Origin of the sequence: Thermanaeromonas sp. C210 (assembly GCF_013167955.1) — a bacterium.
GTDB lineage: Bacteria > Bacillota > DSM-521 > Neomoorellales > Neomoorellaceae > UBA12545.
The window spans coordinates 495315-515775 of sequence record NZ_BLWF01000002.1 but is presented as its reverse complement, the minus strand read 5'-3'; the positions used below and the strand labels follow the sequence as shown (position 1 = coordinate 515775).

At 60.6% G+C, this 20461-nt stretch carries 23 protein-coding genes; 22 read left to right on the top strand and 1 reads right to left on the bottom strand.

What is annotated here, in order from left to right:
* The first annotated feature begins 3 nt into the window (after positions 1–3).
* The 9 genes from TAMC210_RS06665 to TAMC210_RS06625 all read left to right on the top strand — a co-directional run bounded on the left by TAMC210_RS06665 (position 4) and on the right by TAMC210_RS06625 (position 9084).
* Entirely contained in the window at positions 4–1632 is a 1629-nt protein-coding gene (locus TAMC210_RS06665) for a CTP synthase (RefSeq protein ID WP_173297992.1), read from the top strand.
* A complete protein-coding gene (locus TAMC210_RS06660; RefSeq protein WP_173297991.1) occupies positions 1629–2750 on the top strand; it encodes a lipid II:glycine glycyltransferase FemX in 1122 nt (373 codons plus the stop codon). Before TAMC210_RS06665 ends, TAMC210_RS06660 begins: the two co-directional genes overlap by 4 nt.
* Before the next feature lie 43 nt (positions 2751–2793).
* A complete protein-coding gene (alr, locus tag TAMC210_RS06655) occupies positions 2794–4032 on the top strand; it encodes an alanine racemase (RefSeq protein ID WP_173297990.1) in 1239 nt (412 codons plus the stop codon).
* A 155-nt stretch (positions 4033–4187) separates the two neighbouring features.
* On the top strand, positions 4188–4586 hold the full coding sequence (locus TAMC210_RS06650; protein ID WP_308791915.1) for a response regulator: 399 nt from the start codon (positions 4188–4190) through the stop codon (positions 4584–4586).
* Between the two features lie 118 nt (positions 4587–4704).
* Positions 4705–5133, top strand: a complete 429-nt coding sequence (locus TAMC210_RS06645) for a hypothetical protein (protein WP_173297989.1) — start codon at positions 4705–4707, stop codon at positions 5131–5133.
* A gap of 39 nt (positions 5134–5172) precedes the next feature.
* The gene (locus tag TAMC210_RS06640) at positions 5173–6027 is read left to right on the top strand and encodes a class II fructose-1,6-bisphosphate aldolase (protein ID WP_173297988.1); all 855 of its coding nucleotides are present in this window, start codon (positions 5173–5175) and stop codon (positions 6025–6027) included.
* Between the two features lie 66 nt (positions 6028–6093).
* Entirely contained in the window at positions 6094–6741 is a 648-nt protein-coding gene (gene fsa / locus TAMC210_RS06635; protein ID WP_173297987.1) for a fructose-6-phosphate aldolase, read from the top strand.
* A gap of 21 nt (positions 6742–6762) precedes the next feature.
* Positions 6763–8073: a transcription termination factor Rho gene (rho, locus tag TAMC210_RS06630; protein WP_173297986.1), complete on the top strand. Its 1311-nt coding sequence runs from the start codon at positions 6763–6765 to the stop codon at positions 8071–8073.
* Positions 8074–8178: 105 nt separating this feature from the next.
* Positions 8179–9084 carry a peptidoglycan DD-metalloendopeptidase family protein gene (locus TAMC210_RS06625; protein ID WP_173297985.1) on the top strand — a complete coding sequence of 302 codons (906 nt, stop codon included), beginning with the start codon at positions 8179–8181 and terminating at the stop codon, positions 9082–9084.
* Between the two features lie 267 nt (positions 9085–9351).
* Here the strand turns inward: TAMC210_RS06625 and TAMC210_RS06620 are convergent, their stop codons facing one another.
* Positions 9352–9513: a hypothetical protein gene (locus TAMC210_RS06620; RefSeq protein ID WP_173297984.1), complete on the bottom strand. Its 162-nt coding sequence runs from the start codon at positions 9511–9513 to the stop codon at positions 9352–9354.
* A 309-nt stretch (positions 9514–9822) separates the two neighbouring features.
* On the opposite strand from TAMC210_RS06620, the gene rpmE reads away from it, so the two are divergent.
* The 13 genes from rpmE (at position 9823) to wecB (ending at position 20096) form a co-directional block, all read left to right on the top strand.
* Positions 9823–10023, top strand: coding sequence for a 50S ribosomal protein L31 (gene rpmE, locus TAMC210_RS06615; RefSeq protein WP_173297983.1), 201 nt, complete (start codon positions 9823–9825; stop codon positions 10021–10023).
* Positions 9983–10978 carry a DUF1385 domain-containing protein gene (locus tag TAMC210_RS06610; protein WP_254388542.1) on the top strand — a complete coding sequence of 332 codons (996 nt, stop codon included), beginning with the start codon at positions 9983–9985 and terminating at the stop codon, positions 10976–10978. Before rpmE ends, TAMC210_RS06610 begins: the two co-directional genes overlap by 41 nt.
* On the top strand, positions 10947–12020 hold the full coding sequence (prfA, locus tag TAMC210_RS06605) for a peptide chain release factor 1 (RefSeq protein WP_173297982.1): 1074 nt from the start codon (positions 10947–10949) through the stop codon (positions 12018–12020). The genes TAMC210_RS06610 and prfA overlap by 32 nt, the downstream gene beginning before the upstream one ends.
* 40 nt (positions 12021–12060) lie before the next feature.
* Entirely contained in the window at positions 12061–12960 is a 900-nt protein-coding gene (gene prmC, locus TAMC210_RS06600; RefSeq protein ID WP_173297981.1) for a peptide chain release factor N(5)-glutamine methyltransferase, read from the top strand.
* Positions 12961–12992: 32 nt separating this feature from the next.
* Positions 12993–14066 carry an L-threonylcarbamoyladenylate synthase gene (locus TAMC210_RS06595; protein ID WP_217267293.1) on the top strand — a complete coding sequence of 358 codons (1074 nt, stop codon included), beginning with the start codon at positions 12993–12995 and terminating at the stop codon, positions 14064–14066.
* A gap of 14 nt (positions 14067–14080) precedes the next feature.
* Positions 14081–14662, top strand: a complete 582-nt coding sequence (locus tag TAMC210_RS06590; RefSeq protein WP_173297979.1) for a manganese efflux pump MntP family protein — start codon at positions 14081–14083, stop codon at positions 14660–14662.
* Between the two features lie 14 nt (positions 14663–14676).
* Positions 14677–15132, top strand: coding sequence for a low molecular weight protein arginine phosphatase (locus TAMC210_RS06585; RefSeq protein WP_173297978.1), 456 nt, complete (start codon positions 14677–14679; stop codon positions 15130–15132).
* Between the two features lie 112 nt (positions 15133–15244).
* On the top strand, positions 15245–15757 hold the full coding sequence (gene rpiB, locus TAMC210_RS06580; RefSeq protein ID WP_173297977.1) for a ribose 5-phosphate isomerase B: 513 nt from the start codon (positions 15245–15247) through the stop codon (positions 15755–15757).
* Positions 15735–16325, top strand: a complete 591-nt coding sequence (locus tag TAMC210_RS06575) for a TIGR01440 family protein (protein WP_173297976.1) — start codon at positions 15735–15737, stop codon at positions 16323–16325. Before rpiB ends, TAMC210_RS06575 begins: the two co-directional genes overlap by 23 nt.
* Positions 16326–16352: 27 nt before the next feature.
* Positions 16353–17612, top strand: coding sequence for a serine hydroxymethyltransferase (gene glyA, locus TAMC210_RS06570; RefSeq protein WP_173297975.1), 1260 nt, complete (start codon positions 16353–16355; stop codon positions 17610–17612).
* A gap of 484 nt (positions 17613–18096) precedes the next feature.
* Entirely contained in the window at positions 18097–18585 is a 489-nt protein-coding gene (locus tag TAMC210_RS06565; RefSeq protein WP_173297974.1) for a ComE operon protein 2, read from the top strand.
* Between the two features lie 4 nt (positions 18586–18589).
* Positions 18590–18898, top strand: coding sequence for a MazG-like family protein (locus tag TAMC210_RS06560; protein WP_173297973.1), 309 nt, complete (start codon positions 18590–18592; stop codon positions 18896–18898).
* 19 nt (positions 18899–18917) lie between these two features.
* The gene (gene wecB, locus TAMC210_RS06555) at positions 18918–20096 is read left to right on the top strand and encodes a non-hydrolyzing UDP-N-acetylglucosamine 2-epimerase (protein ID WP_256366478.1); all 1179 of its coding nucleotides are present in this window, start codon (positions 18918–18920) and stop codon (positions 20094–20096) included.
* Positions 20097–20461 lie beyond the last annotated feature (365 nt).

Genomic DNA, 20461 nt, shown 5'->3' with positions numbered 1-20461 from the left:
ATTATGGCCACACAGACCAAGTTTGTTTTTGTCACCGGCGGTGTCGTCTCTTCCCTGGGGAAGGGGATAACCGCCGCTTCTTTGGGCAGGCTATTAAAGAGCCGGGGCCTCAAAGTCGCCCTCCAGAAATTCGACCCCTACATTAATGTGGATGCCGGTACCATGAGCCCTTATCAGCATGGGGAAGTTTTTGTGACCGACGACGGCGCGGAGACGGACCTGGACCTGGGGCATTACGAGCGCTTCGTGGACATAAGCCTCACCCGGGCCAGCAACGTGACCGCAGGCAAGATCTACTGGTCGGTAATAAGCAAAGAGCGGCGCGGCGACTACCTGGGGGGTACGGTGCAGGTCATCCCCCATATTACTAATGAAATAAAAGAGCGGATTTACCGCGTGGCCCAGGAAAGCCAGCCCGATGTGGTGATTACCGAAATAGGCGGTACGGTAGGGGACATCGAGTCCCTGCCTTTTCTGGAGGCCATCCGGCAGCTGAAAAGCGACATCGGCCGCGAGCGGGTCTTGTACATCCATGTGACCCTGGTGCCCTACCTCAAGGCCTCGGGAGAGGCCAAGACTAAGCCCACCCAGCACAGCGTGAAGGAACTCCGCAGTATCGGGATACAGCCGGATATCATCGTTTGTCGTTCGGAGCGGCCCCTTTCGCCCGAGATAGCCGATAAGATTGCCCTCTTTTGTGATATAGAGCGGGAAGCCGTGATCCAGGCCGTTGATGCAGAATCCATATATGAAATCCCCCTGATGATGGAACAGGAAGGCCTGGACCGCATAGTAGTGGAAAAGCTGGGGTTGAAATGCGGGCCGGCTCAAATGGAGGAGTGGCGCTCCATGGTGGAGCGCATGAAAAACCTTAAAGAGCGGGTGACCATAGCCCTGGTGGGCAAATACGTCACCCTGCCCGATGCCTATTTGAGCGTGGTGGAGGCCCTGCGCCATGCCGGGCTGGCCCATGGCGCAGCTGTGGAAATCCGGCGCATTTATTCCGGGGAATTGACGGAAGCCAGCCTGGCCTCCGCCCTGGAGGGCTGTTCCGGCATCCTGGTGCCCGGCGGTTTCGGTGACCGGGGAGTGGAAGGCAAGATCCTAGCGGCCAGCTGGGCCCGGCGGAAGAAAATACCCTATCTGGGTATCTGCCTGGGCATGCAGGTGGCGGTGGTGGAGTTTGCCCGCCAGGTCTGCGGTCTGGAGGGGGCCAACAGCGCCGAATTCGATCCCGACACCCCTTACCCCGTAATTGACATCCTGCCCGAGCAAAAAGAGGTGGCCGAGATGGGCGGTACCATGCGGCTGGGCTCCTATCCCTGCCGCCTCCAGGAAGGTACCCGGGCCGAGGCCGCCTACAGAGAACTTCTGGTCTACGAACGCCACCGACACCGCTATGAGTTTAACAATGCCTTTCGGGCCCATATGACCAGCAGGGGCATGGTAATCAGCGGTACTTCGCCCGACGGTCGCCTGGTGGAGATCATCGAACTGGAAGACCACCCCTGGTTTGTGGCCTGCCAGTTTCACCCGGAGTTTAAATCCCGGCCCAACCGCCCCCACCCCCTGTTCCGCGATTTCGTGGGCGCTGCCCTGGCTTATGGGGAAGAAAAAGGAGAGGGACCATGAAGCTGACCTATCGCCTCATCGGCCCGGCAGAGGAAAAGATTTTCGATGCCTTTATTGCCGGTCATCCCAAGGGACACATCCTGCAGACCTACGCCTGGGGCCAGGTGAAGGCGTCCACCGGCTGGCAGCCCCTCAGACTGGTGGTAGAAGAGGACGGCCGGATCGTGGCGGCTGCCAGCCTTCTCAAGCGGCCCCTGCCCTACATAGGGAGGAGCATTTTTTACGCTCCCCGGGGGCCGGTGGTAGACTTCCATAACCCGGCTTTATTTGATTTTCTCCTGGGGGCGATCCGGGAACTGGCCCTGAAGGAAGGGGCCATTTTGCTGAAGATCGACCCCGATATTCCCTCCACCGACGGAGAAGTACGAGAACTGCTTCTCCGGAAGGGGTTTAGATTGGCCGCCGAGGGCACCGGCTTCGACGGCGTGCAGCCCCGCCACGTTTTCCGCCTGGACCTGCGCCCCCCTCTGGAGGAAATCCGGAAGAATTTCCATCCCAAAACCCGTTACAACATAGGGCTGGCCCAGCGCCGGGGAGTGAACGTTAAAGACGACTGTACCCTGGAGGATCTACCTGTCTTTTACTGCCTCCTCCAGGAAACCGCCCTGCGGGACCGCTTCCTCATCCGCTCCTACGACTACTTCCTCACCCTGTGGAAGGAATTGGTGGAACGGGGTTATGCTAAGCTTTTCCTGGCCTACTACCAGGGTGAGCCCATTGCCGGCACCCTGGCCTTCATCCTGGGGGATAAGGCGTGGTACCTGTATGGGGCTTCCAGCAACCGGCACCGCAATGTCATGCCCAACTACCTCCTGCAGTGGACCATGATCTGCTGGGCCAAGGAGCAGGGCTGCACCCTTTATGATTTCCGGGGGGTGCCGGGCCTGGTGTCGGAAGACCACCCTCTCTACGGCCTTTACCGTTTTAAGAAGGGCTTTAGCGGCACCTTTACCGAGTTCATCGGGGAATACGATCTCGTGTACTCTCCCTTCTACTACCGCCTCTGGCGCCTGGCCCAGCCTGCCCACGCCCTCTTCCGCCGGCTCCTCTTCTGGCGGCGGAAGGGGAGGAGCGGCGGGGCTACAAAGGGTCCATCGCGGGAAGCTGCCGACCTTTAGGCTTGGCCGGGCGGTCGGGGGCCTTTGGTGAGGGATGCCCTATATGGAGACTAGTTTAACCGCGGGGACGGAACTGGCCGCCCTCCTCGGGCCCCGCTGGGTAGAGATTGAGGCTGCGGCCCTGGAACACAATGTGCAACAGGTGAAGAAAATACTGGAGCCCGGCACCCGCCTGCTGGCGGTGGTAAAGGCCGACGCCTACGGCGCAGGGGCCGTTGAGGCGGCGCGGTTGTTCTTGAAGGCCGGGGCCAGTTACGTCGGCGTTACCACCCTGGCCGAGGGGTGGGAGCTGCGCCGGCATGGAATCATGGAGCCCGTGCTCCTCATGAGCCCCCTGCTGCCGGAAGAAATGGCCACAGCCATCCGGCAGGATCTCACCCTCAGTATCGCCAGCCGCGGGGAAGCGGAAAGGGCGGGGGAGGTGGCTAGGGAGGCGGGCAGACCCGCCCGGGTACACCTCAAAATAGAGACGGGGCTTAACCGTACCGGCCTTCAGCCGGAGGAAGCCGTGGCCCTGGCCCGGGAAATGGCCTCGTGGCCCGAGGTACAGTTGGAGGGGGTCTATACCCACCTGGCCCGGGCGGCCCACCCCGGGAAAACCCGGGAGCAGTTCCGGCTTTTTCAGGAAACCCTCCAGGCTCTGGAAGCAGCCGGGGTGTCCCCACCCCTACGTCACATCTGCAACAGCACGGCCTGCCTCAATTATCCCGAGATGCACCTGGACATGGTGCGGGTGGGCACCCTTCTCTACGGCCAGTTCCCTCCCGGAGCCCGGAACCGGGGGCTGGATTTGCGGGATCCGTGGCAGTTGAAGGCGCGCCTGCTGGCGGTGCGCCGGGTGCCGGCTGGTACCCCGGTAGGCTACGGCGGGGATTATGTTACCTCCAGACCCACGTATCTGGGAGTGCTGCCCCTGGGGTATGCCGACGGCCTGGGCTTGACGGCCATCGCCCGGCCCAAATCGGCGGGCGATCTGGTGCGCTTTGTGGCTAAGGCGATACTGTCTTATCTGGGCTGGCACCGTCGGGACCTGGCGGTGGACCTGGAAGGACGTCGGGTGCCGGTGGTCGGCCGCATCGGCATGCAGCTCTCCTTAGTGGACCTGGAAGATATACCGGCGGAAGCAGGGCAAGTGGTTACCATCACCATGGGACGGCCTATTACCGGTGCCCGCCTGCCGCGGCTATACCTGCGGGAGGGGGAGCCCTACCTTCTACGGACGGCCACCGGGGAGTGGATAACCGTGTCCCCGGGGCGGACGGAGGCGGCCCCTTCCTTGTAATTTTAACCTCTCGGATGGGTAACGGGAAAGGACTTTTGGCCTTGGTGGCGAATATAGTTCTCAAGGAGGGAAGCGAAAAAAAGAAAGCGAAGCCTTTAGCCAAGCGGATCGACGCCTCTAGGAGTCTCCCTCAGGGGATGGGGAGGTGAGCTGGTCTGAAGGAGGAGTTAATTCTAATCGTAGATGACCAGCCGGGCGTACGCCGTCTTTTGGTAGAGGCTTTACGTCAGGCAGGCTTTAAGGTGAGCATGGCCGCCAGCGGAGAGGAAGGTCTGCGAAAAATACTTACCGAGAAGCCGAGCCTCGCCATCGTGGATATGAAAATGCCGGGCATGAACGGGGTGGATTTTCTGCGGGAGCTACATAAGCGCTCCTACCACCTGCCGGTGATCGCCATCACCGCCTACGAGGACAAAGAGCTAGCGGAGCAGGCCCAAAAGTTAGGAGCTCGATATTTGCTTCACAAACCCTTCGATCTTTCAACCCTGTACACAATGGTCAATTCTGCTCTAACCTGCGATTACTGTTGGGAACTGGAAGCCATACTGATTTGAACCTTACAGGGGTCCGGGATAGAAAACCGGGCCTCTGGCATCTAGGGCCGGGGAACTGGAGGATTCGGCGCCGGAGTAGCGAATTTTATGGAGTCAGGGAGCATGAGGGGGAAAATCTATGCTCATTCCCACTACCGTATTCTGTGCTTTACGCTGCCCGGAATGCGGCTGCCTGGAAGTTTACAGCCTCTCCCTTTTCGCCCTGGGCGGGGGGCGCTCCTGCTGGCTGGAGTGTTCCTGCGGTACCCCTTTACTGGGGATCGGAAGGCAGAAGGGAAACTGTTGTTGGCTGCAGCTCAACTGCACCATGTGCGGTAATTCCCATTTCTGGCCGGTCGCCCGCCGGGACCTTTGGGGAGGAAGCCTCCGTACGTTGATCTGTGAGGACACGGGCCTGGAAGTGGGTTTCCTGGGGCCCGGGCACCTGGTGCGCCGGGCAGTAACCCTCCACGAGCGGTCCCTGGCCGAATTGGCCCAGGATCTGGGCCTAGTCGGGGAGGGATGGCTCGGCAACGCATGTGGGGGTAATAATAATACTGAAGCATGAAGGAACTCGCAGGTCGATAAACTAAAGCGGGGGAAAAACATGCCGTTGGTAACATTGGCAGAAGTTCTAAAGAAGGCAGAGGTCGAATCCTTTGCCGTGGGAGCCTTTAACTGCAATAACATGGAAATTGTCCAGGCCATTGTGGAGGCGGCCGAAGCAGAAGCCTCCCCGGTGGTTATCCAGGCCAGCCAGGGGGCCCTGAAATACGCGGGTCTGGATTACATAGTCGCCCTGGTCCGCGCGGCAGCAAGCAGCACGCGGGTACCGGTGGTGTTGCACCTGGACCACGGTACCGACCAGCAGCAGGTCTGGCAGGCTCTGCGGGCCGGCTTTACTTCGGTAATGGTGGACGGTTCCAGATTGCCCCTGGAGGAAAACATTTCTCTGACCCGGCAGGTGGTGGAAGTAGCCCGGGCCATGGGGGTATCGGTGGAGGGAGAGCTGGGCCGCATCGGCGGTACTGAGGATCACGTCCAGGTGGCCGGGTGGGAGGCAACCCTGACCGATCCGGGCGAGGCCCGGCGCTTTGTGACAGAAACCGGGGTGGATGCCTTAGCGGTAGCCATTGGGACCGCCCACGGACCCTACCGCGGAGTGCCGCGCCTGGACTTTGAACGCCTTAAAACCATTCGGGAGCTTACCGGCATACCCCTGGTGCTCCATGGCTCTTCCGGGGTACCCGACGAGGACATCCGCCGGGCCGTCGCCCTGGGAGTTCGCAAGGTCAATATCGATACCGATATCCGCATGGCCTTTGTAAAAAAAATGCGGGAGGTACTGGCCACCAGGCCAGAAGAAATAGATCCCCGCAAAGTACTGGGTCCTGCCAGGGAAGCTGCCCGCGAAGTCATCCGCCACAAGATGCGTGTCTTCGGTTCCACCGGACGTGCGTAGCAACCGGGGTAAAGGGGGCCTTGTGGATCCCGCCTGAAAGTTGAACTTCCTGAGGAGGTGTGTTTTTTGCGCATATTTCTTGATACAGCCAACATTGACGAGATTAAAGCCGCCAACGATCTGGGTATAATTTCTGGTGTAACGACCAATCCTTCCCTTGTAGCCCGGGAGGGCCGGCCGCTGCGCCAGGTAGTGGAGGAGATCTGCCACATTGTGGACGGTCCGGTAAGTGCCGAAGTTATCAGCCAGGACGCCCCGGGCATGGTGCGGGAAGCAAGGGATCTGGCCTCCATCCACCCTAACGTGGTGGTAAAAATACCCATGACCGCCGAGGGATTGAAGGCGGTCAAACAACTTTCGGCCGAAGGTATTAAAACCAACGTCACCCTGATTTTTTCCGCCAACCAGGCCCTGTTGGCCGCGCTGGCCGGCGCCACGTACGTCAGCCCTTTTGTGGGCCGCCTGGACGACATAAGCCACAGGGGCATGGAAATTCTATCCGACCTCGTTCCCATCTTTGCCCAGTACGGTTTCTCCACCGAAATCATTGCCGCCAGCATACGCCATCCCCTGCACGTGCTTGAAGCAGCCCGGCTGGGGGCTGACATCGCTACGGTACCCTATGGGGTGCTAAACCAAATGATCAAGCATCCCCTCACCGACGCCGGGTTGGCCCGGTTTTTGGCGGACTGGGAAAAACTGAAAAACAAATAAATACACGGAGGTTGTTTGTTCTTGGATACTGCCGAATTAGAAAGCAAGACCATGGTGGAGCTTTACCGCATAGCGCGGGAAATAGGGCTCACCGGCTATTACCGCCTGCGCAAGAAGGAGCTGGTCTTTGAGCTGGCCAAGGCCCTGGCCCAGCGCCAGCAGGCGGAGCAGCCGGAAACGGCCGAGGAGAATGAGGACCACCTGCAGGCCCAGGGCATCCTGGAAATCCTGCCCGACGGGTACGGGTTCTTGAGGCCCTTTGCCTACCTGCCCAGCGAAGACGATATCTACGTATCTCCTTCGCAGATACGGCGTTTTGACCTGCGTACCGGGGACAAGGTGAAGGGACTGGTACGGCCGCCCAAAGATAACGAGCGGTTCTTTGCCCTTCTGCGGGTAGAAAAGGTAAACCAGGAAAATCCGGAAACCTGTCTCGAACGGCTGCACTTCGACGCCCTCACCCCCATTTACCCCCAGGAGCGGTTAACCCTGGAGACGCCCGAAGGAGACCCCTCCACCCGCATCATCGACCTCATTGCTCCCCTCGGCAAAGGACAGCGCGCCCTGATAGTTTCCCCCCCCAAGGCCGGCAAGACGGTGCTCCTCAAGAAAATCGCCAACAGCATCACCACCAACTATCCCGAAATCCAATTAATAATCCTGTTAATCGATGAGAGGCCGGAGGAGGTCACGGATATCGAGCGCTCGGTAAAGGGGGAAGTGGTCAGTTCTACCTTCGATGAACTGCCGGAAAATCATGTAAAAGTGGCGGACATGGTCCTGGAAAGGGCAAAGCGCTTGGTGGAGCATAAGAAGGATGTAGTGGTCCTTCTGGACAGCATCACCCGCCTGGCCCGGGCCCATAACCTAGTGGTGCCGCCCAGCGGCCGTACCCTTTCGGGCGGCGTGGACCCTGCGGCCCTGTACAAGCCCAAGCGCTTCTTCGGTGCGGCCCGCAAGGTGGAAGAGGGAGGAAGCCTCACCATTGTGGCCACCGCCCTCATCGAAACCGGCAGCCGCATGGACGAAGTAATCTTCGAGGAGTTTAAAGGTACCGGCAACATGGAGCTTATCCTGGACCGCAAACTGGCCGAGCGGCGGATCTTCCCGGCCATTGATGTAAAGCGTTCCGGTACGCGCCGCGAGGAGCTCCTGTTATCCCCCGAGGAGCTGGAACTGGTGTGGCACTTCCGCCGGGTTACGGCCAATCTCGGCACCGTGGAAGTAGCCGAAATGCTCATCGACGCCATGAAGAAGACCAGGAGCAACAAAGATCTCCTGCGAGCCCTGCCTGCCCTATTTCCCCGTGAAAGTGAGCGCCTGAGGGTTTAATAGCGCCGATTGGCGTATATTTTCACCTGCTGCAGGTTACAATATAACAGACTTGGGAGGAAAGCAATACCAATTATCCCAAAGTTTAAGGGGTGATCATGTGTCATGTTCCTCCGCCGGACGGTTGTGGGGGTGAGCGTGGTTCTCCTGGCCCTTTTCGCCGCCAGTCTTGGGGGACCCGCAGCCCAGGCAGCCGTGGTTGAGGACCTGCAGCAGGTGGCCGCCGCCGTGGCGCCGGCCGAGTACGCCGAGCTGGCGGCGCGGGTGAACAGTTTCACCCGACTTTACCAGGTTGAAGAAGGAGATACCATCACGGGCATAGCGCGCAACTTCAGGATTAACCGGGAACTCCTGGCGGCCATGAACGACCTGGAGGTAGAAGCGGTCCTCTCGCCGGGACAGTTTCTTGTGCTGCCCTATGAACCGGAGCGCACCTATGAGGTTGTTCAGGGCGACACCCTCTGGGAAGTCGCCCGGGCCTTCGGCCTGTCGGTAGCCGAGATCATGGCGGCCAACGGGATTACCAATCCCCGTACCCTGCAGGTGGGAACCGTCCTGACCCTTCCGGAAGACCCCGTAAGGCGGGAGGACAAAGCCGTTATGCGGCCCGTCTCCCGGAGCCGTTTGACTTCCTTCCTGTGGCCCTTGATAGGGGCCATTACCTCCGGCTTCGGCTGGCGAAATCAGGAGTTCCACCACGGCCTAGATATTGCGGCCGAGGAAGGGGCGACCATCCGGGCAGCCCGTGAAGGTACGGTGGCCTTTTCCGGCTGGCGCAACGGCATTTACGGGCGGACGGTGATCCTCGATCACGGCGACGGATACCGGACGGTGTACGCCCATAACCGGGACAACCTGGTGACCGCGGGCGAGTTCGTGGATGCGGGCGAGGCCATCGCCTTGGTGGGAAGTAGCGGCAGGGCTACGGGACCTCACCTGCATTTTGAAATCTGGAAACAGGACCAGACGGTAAATCCCCTGCGGTTGCTGGGCGGCATGCCGGACAAGTAATGGCCTGGTAGGGGCCCTCGCCACAGAGCGGGGGCTTTTCTTTGCCCCACGGGCGGGCTTAAACTGGCGCCGGGTGGCGGCTCACTACCCGGTGTCCATGGCGGGCTAATAGAGCCTTGCAGCGTGGACCAGCAAGTTGTAGGTAAACCAGCCGTCTCCGGTAAGGAAGAATTTAGAAATATCTCGCGCCTGTTCCCAACCAGCGACCAGGGCGCCCCATCCTTCACCGGGCAAGATAAAACCGCCGGCGGCTATTGCAACAAGCTGTTAATTGAGCTTTCCCAGAAATCCCGCCGGGCCCTCGCCTAGAGCTGCAGCCTTGGCCCGGCTGACCATTTCGGCCCAACCGCGGTTCCGCTTTTCTGCCCACTCCCGCTGCTTCCGGCGGAAAAGTCCGGCCGGCTTCCCGCCGTAAATGCAAAGGCCCATAAAATCCCTCCCGGCCATGGATTGCCCTATCGGTGAGCCGTTCCCTTGGCCGGCGGTCCCCTACATTCCCATAGTAAATCCTCTATAACCGCGGGCCAATCCACCTCTGCCCGGGGGCCTTACCCAGTAATCGCCCCGCGTGCCCTTTAGCTTTCGCCCCTGCTTCAAACTTTGGAGGCCAGCACGGTGCTCGATTTGCGGGCGCGGGGCTTCCCGGACCCTTCACCTGGGGTCAGAGCCCTTTGCAGGGGTATGGCATCTGTGCTATACTAAAATAGCTTTAATCTCGTACCCCGGAGGTGAAATAAAGTGAAACCCGATATTCATCCTCCCTACGATAAGGCGCGCATTATTTGCGCTTGTGGCAACGTAATTGAAACCCGGTCCACCAAGAAGGAAATCCGGGTGGAGGTTTGTTCAAACTGCCATCCCTTCTATACGGGGACGCGGCAGCGGGTGGTGGAACGCGGTGGCCGGATTGAACGCTTCAGGAAGAAATACGGCCAGTAGGGGAGAAAGGCGGAGCCGCAGGCTCTGCTTTTTCCTATGGAGCAGGCCGGAAGTTCAGTACGGCGGTCAGGCCGTCATTGAAGGAGTTATGATGCGCGGTCCCCGGCGGCTGGCGGTGGCTGTCCGACGGCCGGCCGGTGATATCCTGGTGGAGTCCCAGCCCTTTACTTCTTGGGCGGCGCGCCACCCCGTACTAAAGTGGCCCTTTTTCCGCGGGGTCGTGGCCCTCATCGAATCCCTGGTCCTGGGGATCCGTTACCTCAGTCTTTCGGCTAACCTGGCCCTGGAAGAGGAGGATGAGGAGCTCACCACCCGGGATCTCATCCTAACCGTAGGCCTGGCCCTCGCGGTGGCCGTGGCCCTCTTTGTCCTTTTGCCGGCGGCCTTGGCCGCGCTTTCCCAGCGCGTCCTGCCCTTTTACGGGCAGAACCTTTTAGAAGGTGTCTTGCGGTTGGCCCTCTTTTTGGCCTACGTCTGGGCCATTTCCCGGGTAAAGGAAATCCAGAGGGTGTTTCAATACCACGGGGCCGAGCATAAAGTTATTAACGCCCTGGAAGCTGGCGAAGAGTTGACGGTAGAGAAGGTGCGCCCCTATTCTACCCTCCATCCCCGGTGCGGCACGAGCTTTCTCCTCCTAGTACTGGTACTGACCATCGTTTTTTTCTCTCTCCTGGGGAAGGGAGGGCTTCTGTGGCGGCTGGCCTCCAGGCTGGTACTGTTACCGGTGGTAGCAGGGGTAGCCTATGAAATTATGAAATTTTCCAGCCGTCACATGAATTCGCTACCGGTCCGGGCCGTGGTGGCCCCCGGCTTGTGGTTGCAAAGGCTTACCACCCGGGAGCCTGATGACGGCATGCTGGAAGTGGCCCTCAAGGCCCTCGCGGCCGCCCGGGAGGAGGACACTGCCAAAGGAGGTGAGGTAAGTGCTGGAGAAGCTGCAGGAGCTGGAAGATAAGTATGAAGAACTGAGCAGGCTCATGACCGATCCGGCCGTGGTAACCGACCCGGCCCGCCTGCAGAAAACTGCCAAGGCCCACGCAGAGCTGGAAGGGATTGTGACTACCTTCCGGCGTTACCGCCAGGTGGAAGAGGATTTGACCGCGGCCCGGGAAATGCTGGAAAGGGAACAGGACAGGGAATTTATGGAACTCCTCAAGGAAGAAATAGAAAGTCTGGAGGAAGAAAGGGAAAACCTAAAGCAGAGGCTCAAGATTCTCTTGTTGCCCAAGGACCCCAACGATGAAAAAAACATTATAATGGAAATCCGCGCTGGCGCTGGAGGGGAAGAGGCGGCCCTCTTTGCTGCCGACCTTTTCCGCATGTATCAGCGTTACGCTGAAAATAAAGGCTGGCGGACGGAGATAATGGATTCCCATCCTACGGAGCTGGGCGGTTTTAAAGAAATTATTCTCTTCATAGAAGGACGCGGGGCCTATAGCCGCCTTAAGTTTGAGAGCGGCGTCCACCGGGTCCAGCGCATTCCGGTGACCGAGTCCGGCGGCCGCATTCATACTTCTACCGCCACCGTCGCTGTACTGCCGGAGGCGGAAGAAGTGGAGGTCGAGATTAAGCCCGAAGATCTGCGCATCGATATTTTCTGTTCCAGCGGGCACGGGGGCCAGTCGGTGAATACCACCTATTCGGCCGTCCGCATCACCCATTTACCCACCGGCCTGGTAGTGAGTTGCCAGGACGAGAGGTCCCAGCTCAAGAATAAGGAAAAGGCCCTCAAAGTCCTGCGGGCCCGGCTTCTGGATATGGCCCGCTCCCAGCAGCAGGACGAACTGGCGGCCACGCGGCGTTCCCAGGTGGGGACGGGAGACCGCAGCGAGCGCATTCGCACTTATAATTTCCCCCAGAACCGGGTTACCGATCACCGCATCGGCATGACCCTGCACCGGCTGGATACGGTGCTGGATGGCGACCTGGACGAGATCATCGAGGCCCTGATCACCAATGACCAGGCGGAGCGGCTAAAACAAATGGAGGGTAAGTGAGAAGTTGGCCGTGGACGAGAGGGGTAGGGGGCTCCCGGAGATGACCCTGGGAGAAGCCCTCGAGAAAGCCACTTCCCGTTTGAGAAGGGCCGGCGTGGAAGAGCCGCGGCTGGAGGCCGAGGTCCTGCTGGCCGCCGTCAGCGGCCTAACAAGGCCCCAGCTGCTGGCCCGCCGGGAGTATCTTCTGGCCGGGGAGACCGTGGAGGAATACCTTCGCCTGGTAGCCCGGAGGAGTGAAGGCTACCCCCTCCAGTATCTCACCGGCTGCCGGGAGTTTATGGGGCTGCCCTTCAAGGTGACGCCGGACGTACTGATCCCGCGGGGCGACACGGAGGTCCTGGTTGAAGCGGTCCTGAACCGGGCGGACAGGGACAGACCCTGGGTGGTGGCCGATGTGGGCACCGGTAGCGGCGCCATCGCCGTGAGCCTGGCCTATTATCTCCCCCGGGCTTTTATTTATGCCCTGGATATCAGCAAAGGGGCCTTAAGGGTGGCGGCGGAAAATGCCCGGCGCTTAGGAGTGGCAGAGAGGATCCGTTGGGAGGAAGGGGATTTGCTGGAGCCCCTCTTGAAGCAGCGGGAGGTGGCCGGGGCCGGCGTGGACGCGGTGGTGGCCAATCTTCCCTATATTCCCGCAGGCGAGTGGGAAAAGCTGCCCCGGGAGGTGCGCCACGAGCCCCGGCTGGCCCTGGACGGGGGACCGGACGGCTTGGACCTCTACCGCCGCCTCCTGCCCCAGGCGGCCGCCCTCTTGAAACCGGGGGGGCTGCTGGCCGTGGAAATAGGCCCTGGCCAGGGTCCGGCAATGGCCCAACTGGCCGCCGCCCTCGGGGCATACACCGCCGGAGAAATCATAAAGGATTATGCCGGCCGGCCCCGCTGCTTCCTGGCCCGGCGGGCAGGACACGGGGGACAAGCCCTTTTTAAGGGCGGGGATTAAGGGCAGTAAACTGCGGGATAGAGGTGAAGACATTGCCTGCCAGGAAACGGACCAAATACATCAAGATCGATCCCCAGGTGCCGGAATTACATAAAATACGCCTTGCCGCCCGGATACTGCAGCGGGGCGGAGTGGTGGCCTTCCCCACGGAGACCGTTTACGGCCTGGGCGCTAATGCCCTGGACCCTCATGCGGTCCGCCGTATTTTCTGGGCCAAGGGACGGCCCCAGGATAATCCCCTCATCGTTCACGTGGCCAACCTGAAGATGGTGCAGGCCCTAACGGCTTGCCTGCCCTCCCGGGCTCTGGAGCTCATCCGCCGGTTTTGGCCGGGCCCCCTCACCCTGGTACTGCCCAAAAGCGGCCTGGTACCGCCGGAAGTAACGGCGGGCCTGGATACCGTGGCCCTCCGCATGCCGGCCCACCCCGTGGCTTTAGCCTTGATTAAGGCGGCGCGCCGGCCCATTGCCGCGCCCAGCGCCAACCTGTCGGGCAAACCCAGTCCCACTACCGGGCACCATGTGCTGCGGGATCTTAGGGGCAAGATCGAAGCCGTGGTGGACGGGGGACCGGCCTGGGTAGGGCTGGAGTCTACGGTCCTGGATTTGACTTCTCCGGTGCCGGTTATTCTGAGGCCGGGAGGCATTACCCGGGAACAGCTCCAGGAGGTTTTGGGGGAGGTATCCCTGGACCCCGGCACCGGGGAAAACCGAGGCGGTGCGCCGCCCAAATCTCCGGGCATGAAATACATTCATTATGCCCCGGAAGGGGAAGTATATCTGGTAGAAGGCGACCTATTCGCCATGACCTCCCGTATACGGGAACTGGTGGCCTTATTTAAAAGGCAGGGCCGGCGGGTAGCCGTACTGGCCACGGCGGAGACGGCTCCCCAGTATACCAGGGATCCCCGACCCGATTACCTGGAGGTTCTGGGCAGCCGGCAGGACCTCTCCCAGGTGGCCGCCCATCTCTTTGCCGCCCTGCGCAACTGCGACCGCCACGGCATGGAGGTAATCCTGGCTGAGACCTTTCCCGAGGAAGGGATCGGCCTGGCCATCATGAACCGGCTGCGCAAAGCTTCCGGTAACCGCATAATCCGCCCTTAGGAGGAAAGCTTCCAGTGGATTTTCCCGCTGTTTTATTGGTGGCCATAGCCCTGGGAACCGATGCCTTTTCTCTGGCCACGGGGCTAGGCATGGGAGGAATAAGGAGGCGTCTGGCTGTATTTTTTTCCGGTGCTGTTGGACTTCTCCACGTCCTCATGCCCCTGGCCGGCCTTTACCTGGGATTCTTTATGGGCCGCCTTCTGGGGCGGCTGGCGGCTATAGTCGGGGCCATCGTCTTGGCCACCATAGGTATCTTAATGCTGTGGGAGGCCCTGGCCGAACGCCGGCAGCCGGGGTCCTTGGGCCGGCGCCTGGGGAAAAGTCTCCTGGGGGAAGGGGTCATCCAGGGAGTATCTGCGGTGCTCCTCCTGGCCGGAAGCGTAAGCCTGGACGCTTTGAGCGTCGGCTTCGGCCTGGGTGCCCTGCGGGCCAACCTGCCCTTGACGGTCCTGGCCATGGGCCTGGTAGCGGCGGTTATGACCGCCGCGGGTTTTATCCTGGGACGGCGGGCCGGGCACTGGCTGGGGGATAAGGCCGAAATAGCCGGCGGGCTGATCCTGGTGATTATCGGCCTGAAAATGCTGGTGGGGAGATGAAAAGGGGGAAGGCTATGCCGGCAATCCTTTTCGTATGTACGGGCAATACCTGCCGCAGCAGCATGGCCGAGGGCCTGGCCAAGAAGATCGCCCGGGAAAAAGGATGGACGGGCGAAATATGGTCGGCCGGGGTGGCGGCCTGGCCCGGGACTCCGGCCACCGACGAGGCCATCAGGGCGGCGGCGGAATGGGAGGTAGACATAAGCCAGCACAGGGCCCGGCCTCTGGACGCGGAGCTGGTAGATAAGGCCGACCTCATCCTCACCATGGCGGAGCACCATAAACGGCAAATTTTGGACCGGTTTCCGCGGGCGGCGGGCAAAGTTTTTACTTTAGCGGAGTATGCCGCCTCCGAAGAAGGAGATATTCCGGACCCCATCGGGTACCCCCTGGAGGCCTACCGCGCCTGTGCTGCCCGTCTTAAAGAACTGATAGAAAAGGCCCTGGACCGCCTAGGGGATAACCCTTAGGAGATAACTAATAATTATTTTTTGGTTCCCTTGTAAAGCAGGAATTTATGTACTTATGCCGAATAATGATTTAAGTACAATTTAATTTTAGCCCGGCGAGGTGCAGTAAAGGTTGCGTATAGCCCTGGGTAGCGACCATGGAGGTTATCACCTGAAAGAGGAAATCAAAAAGTTTCTGGAGGAAGAAGGTGTGCCCTACCGCGATTTCGGGTGTTTTAACCCTGAGGCGGTGGACTATCCCGACTACGCCCGGCAGGTGGCTGAAGCCGTGGCCCGGGGTGAATTCGAACGGGGTATTTTGTGCTGCGGCACAGGGATAGGGGTGTCCATTGTCGCCAATAAAGTACCCGGGATCCGGGCCGCCCTGTGTCACGATACCTTTTCGGCCAGGGCCTCGCGGGAGCACAACGATGCCAATATCCTGACCTTAGGCGGTCGGGTTATCGGGCCGGGCCTGGCGCGAGATATTGTAAAAACGTGGCTCGAAGCCGGGTTTACGGGGGGACGTCATGCCCGGCGGCTGGCCAAAATAGCCGCGCTGGAGAAGGAGTATGCGACCCGCCTGGAGGTCGGGGAAAAGGGTTGCGGCTGCGGGGGGCGTGATGCCGGTGAAGGTGGATTTTAAAGATATTACGCGACAGGTGGCCGGGGTCACCCGGGAGCTCCTGGCGGTAGCCGGGATCCGGCCGGGCCGCATACTGGTCGTGGGGTGCAGTACCAGCGAGATCGCGGGGCAGAAAATCGGCACCTCTTCTTCCCTGGACATCGGCCGGGCGGTGGTGGAAGGGCTCCTTGAGGCTACGGCCGAGGCCCAAGTTTATCTCGCTGCCCAGTGCTGTGAGCATCTAAACCGGGCCCTGGTCATTGAAGCCCAGGCTGCCGAGATTTACGGCCTGGAGGAAGTGACGGTGGTACCGGCCCTGAAGGCCGGCGGAGCCTTGGCCACCGCCGCCTACGAAGCCCTCCACCGGCCGGTGGTCGTGGCCCGGGTCCAGGCCCATGCGGGATTGGACATCGGGGGCACCCTCATCGGCATGCACCTGCGTCCGGTAGCGGTTCCCGTCCGCCTGGAAGTGAAAACGATAGGGGCGGCCACCCTGACCATGGCCCGCACCCGGCCTCCCCTGATCGGCGGGGAACGGGCCGTTTACCCCCCCAGAACCCGGGGGGTGTTGGACCACCTCGGGAGTTGAGGTCGAAAAGGAGGCTTGATCGGCGCTATGAACTTGTTACCTCTAGAACAATATGACCCGGAAATAGCAGAGGCCCTGGAAAAGGAACTGAACCGGCAGCGCTCTCACCTGGAGCTCATTGCCTCGGAGAACTTCGTCAGCCCTGCCGTCCTGGCGGCCCAGGGAAGCGTCTTGACCAACAAGTATGCCGAGGGATATCCGGGGCGGCGCTATTACGGAGGCTGTGAATGGGTAGATGTGGCCGAAAACCTGGCCCGGAGCCGTGCCTGCAGCCTTTTCGGCGCAGACCACGCCAACGTCCAGCCCCATTCGGGCAGCCAGGCTAATACGGCTGTGTATCTGGCGGTTCTGAAGCCGGGCGATACGGTCATGGGGATGAACCTGGCCCACGGAGGGCATCTAACCCACGGCAGCCCGGTAAGCATTTCGGGGAAATACTTTAATTTTGTCTTTTACGGAGTCCGCCAGGATACGGGCTACATCGACTACGACCAGGTGGCCTCTCTGGCCCGCGAACACCGTCCCAAGCTCATCATAGCCGGAGCCAGCGCTTATCCAAGGATTATTGATTTTGCGGCCTTCCGGGAGATCGCCGATGAAGTGGGGGCCCTCCTTATGGTGGATATGGCCCATATTGCCGGCCTGGTGGCAGCCGGTGTACATCCCAGCCCCGTGCCCTATGCCCAGTTTGTTACCTCCACCACCCATAAAACCCTGCGGGGTCCCCGGGGCGGCCTCATCCTGTGCCAGTCAGAATATGCGGCCGCCATCGACAAGGCGGTCTTTCCCGGCATCCAGGGCGGCCCCCTTATGCACATTATAGCGGCCAAGGCCGTCGCCTTTAAGGAGGCCATGGAACCCTCCTTCAAAGAATACCAGCAGCAAATCGTCAGGAACGCCCGCGCCCTGGCCGAGGCCCTGCAGGGCTACGGCTTCAACCTGGTTTCGGGCGGCACCGACAACCATATCATCCTGGTGGACCTGCGCAACAAGGGTTTGACCGGACGGGAGGCGGAGGATATTCTCGGTTCGGTCAACATTACCGTGAATAAGAATGCCGTGCCCTTTGATCCCCAGAAGCCCAATATCACCAGCGGTATCCGCCTGGGTACGGCCGCCCTCACCACCCGCGGTATGGACGAGGCAGCCATGAAACTGGTGGCCGAGGCCATCGATCTGGCCCTGTCCCACCGCGGCGATGAAGGGAAGCTGGCCCGGGCCCGCGGCATCGTGACCGAGCTCTGCCGACAGTACCCCCTCTACCCCGGCCTTAGCTACCGGAGTTAGGGGCTTTTATCCCTCCGGCCGGCTTCGCCTTCAAGTACCCTTGGGATTTGGCGCGGGGAAGGTGGGCCCCTGGCCCCTGGGAGAGCTGGGGGCCGGGGGCCGTGACCGGGCGGATGGTACGACGGATAGTGCAACAGGCGGCTGGTGGAGCCCGGCCCCAGGATATCCCGGCAGCTTGAAGGACCGGACCCGACCCCCGGAAGGCGGCGCCTTCCGGGGGTTTCTTGTGCTCCGGAGGCGGGGCCGAGGCCTAAAGAGCCTTGCGGCCGGCAATGGAGACAGGTTGCCGAATTTGGCGGGAAGTCCGCCTTAAGCTTTTAGGCCGAGGGCTGGTTTGGCCCGCAAGGGTGTCCGGAGGGAGCGAAAGCCAAGCAGGACTAGAAGTGAAAGTGGGGATACGCCAGGATTTTTTGCCCGTTGCCTTACGGACACAACAATGGTACACTCTTTCTGTACGGAAGCCACCAGGGGAGGGGGGAGACCCGTGCGGCGTTTGCCCTGGCACCAGTATTTTATGGCCCAAGCTAAACTCTTGGCCTCCCGCTCCACCTGTCCCCGCCTGCAAGTGGGGTGTGTAATTACCCGGGATAAGCGGGTGGTGGCGACCGGGTATAACGGCTCCGTCTCCGGGGAAGTGCATTGTGTTGACGCGGGGTGCAAGCTGGAGGACGGGCACTGTATCCGGACGGTCCATGCCGAGGCCAACGCCCTGATCCAGTGTGCCCGCTTCGGTATAGCCACCGAGGGGGCCGAACTTTATGTAACCCATTTTCCCTGTCTCCACTGTGTTAAGCTCATCCTTCAGGCCGGCATCCGGCATATCTACTACGAAACCGACTACCGCCCCCACCCTTATGCTCTGGAGCTGCTGGAAGGCAGCGCAGTAGGGGTTACCCGGGTAACAGTGTCACTGCGAGACTGGCTGGCCGGGCTGGAGGAGCCGGGGGCTCGGTCCGGATCGGGGGAGGAATAAACTCGTGGAGCAGAAGATTATCGCCCTCCCGCGCCTCAATAAGCTTACTCCCACCGTGGAGTCTACGGCCCTGAAGCTCATGGAGGAGGCCGGGGAGCTGGCCCAGGCCATAGGGAAATTTAGGGGCATGAGCGGTGAGCAGATACAGGTAGAAGAGGAGGAGGTTATGCGGGCCATCACCAGGGAACTCCTGGACGTGGCCCAGACCGCCGTTTCCCTCATGTTCGTTCTGGAAGAACACTACGGCGTGGATATTCAGCAAGCCCTTAAGGAGCATGTGGACAAGCTCCGGCGCAAGGGTTATCTGGCCTAATACGGGGAGGCTGTGTCCTTTGCCGCCCATTAAAATACTGGTGGTTTTCGGGACCCGCCCCGAAGCCATCAAAATGGCTCCTGTAGTGCAGGAGCTAAAGAGATATCCGGAAGAATTCACCTGTTCGGTAGCGGTGACCGCCCAGCACCGGGAAATGCTGGACCAGGTGTTGAAGCTCTTTGCCATCGAGCCCCAATACGATTTAAACATTATGCGGCCCCGACAGACCTTGGAGGAGGTAACCACCAGGGCTCTGGAGGGGTTGACCCGCGTCCTGGATCAGGAGCGGCCGGACATGGTCTTGGTTCACGGCGATACCACGACTACCTTTGTGGCCGCCCTGGCCGCCTTTTATCGGCAGGTGGCGGTGGGCCATGTGGAGGCGGGGCTGCGGACCCGGGATAAATATGCCCCCTACCCGGAGGAGATGAACCGGCGACTTACCGGTGCCCTGGCCGACCTCCATTTTGCCCCCACAGCCCAGGCCAGGCAGAATCTCCTGGAGGAAGCGGTACCGGCGGATCGCATCTATGTAACCGGCAATACGGTCATAGACGCCCTTAAGGCAACGGTGCGGGAGGATTACCGGTTTGAAGATCCCCTCTTGGCGGGGCTGGACCCCAAGAAGCGGCTGATTCTGGTCACGGCCCACCGCCGGGAGAACTGGGGCCGGCCGCTGGAGGATATCTTTTGGGCCCTGCGGGAGATAAAGGGGCTTTATGCCGATGTAGAGATTGTATTCCCGGTGCACAAGAATCCCCGGGTGCGCAGCCGGGCCCGGGAGATCCTGGAGGGGTGCCGGGGCATCCATCTTATAGAGCCCCTGGACTACGAGCCTTTTGTCAACCTTATGGCGCGCTCTTATCTGGTACTGACGGACTCCGGAGGGTTACAGGAAGAAGCCCCGGCCCTGGGTAAGCCGGTGCTGGTGCTCCGGGAGGTTACCGAGAGGCCGGAAGCCGTCCGGGCGGGAACGGTCTGCCTGGTGGGGACCGACCGGGAGCAGATTGTGGCCAAGGTGCGAGAACTCCTGGACGACCGGCGCGAGTATTTGAAGATGGCCCAGGCCGTTAACCCCTATGGAGACGGCCTGGCCTCCAGGCGGATACGCGGTTTCCTGCGGTACTATTTCGGCTTGAGCATTGTCCGCCCGGCGGAGTTTGTTCCGCCAGGAGAGGGGGAAAAAGTACCAATTTAGCCGACGTATCCCTGGTTTTGAATGGGTGATTTGGCTCGTAAGGGACCGACTTGAGCCGAGCGAAAGACAAATCCTTTGCGAAATTGAGGACGGAGGGCGGGGCCGAGGCAGCCTGAGGCCTGCGGCCCGCTCCTGAGACACGGGGGCCGAAGGAGCCAGAAACCCTGCCGGAGTCCGAAAATTGAGCACCAGTATTGGCCCGCGAGGCTATTGGTGCGAGCGAGCCAAATCACGCCTAGCTAAAAAGTAGGAATGACTCATCAAATTTAGAGCTTGAGAAAGAGGATTCCGGCTAGAAAAGGCGAATACCTTCTATTTGTGGAAGTATAAAAGGCAGGCCGGGGAAAGAGACTGTTAGGGGGAAC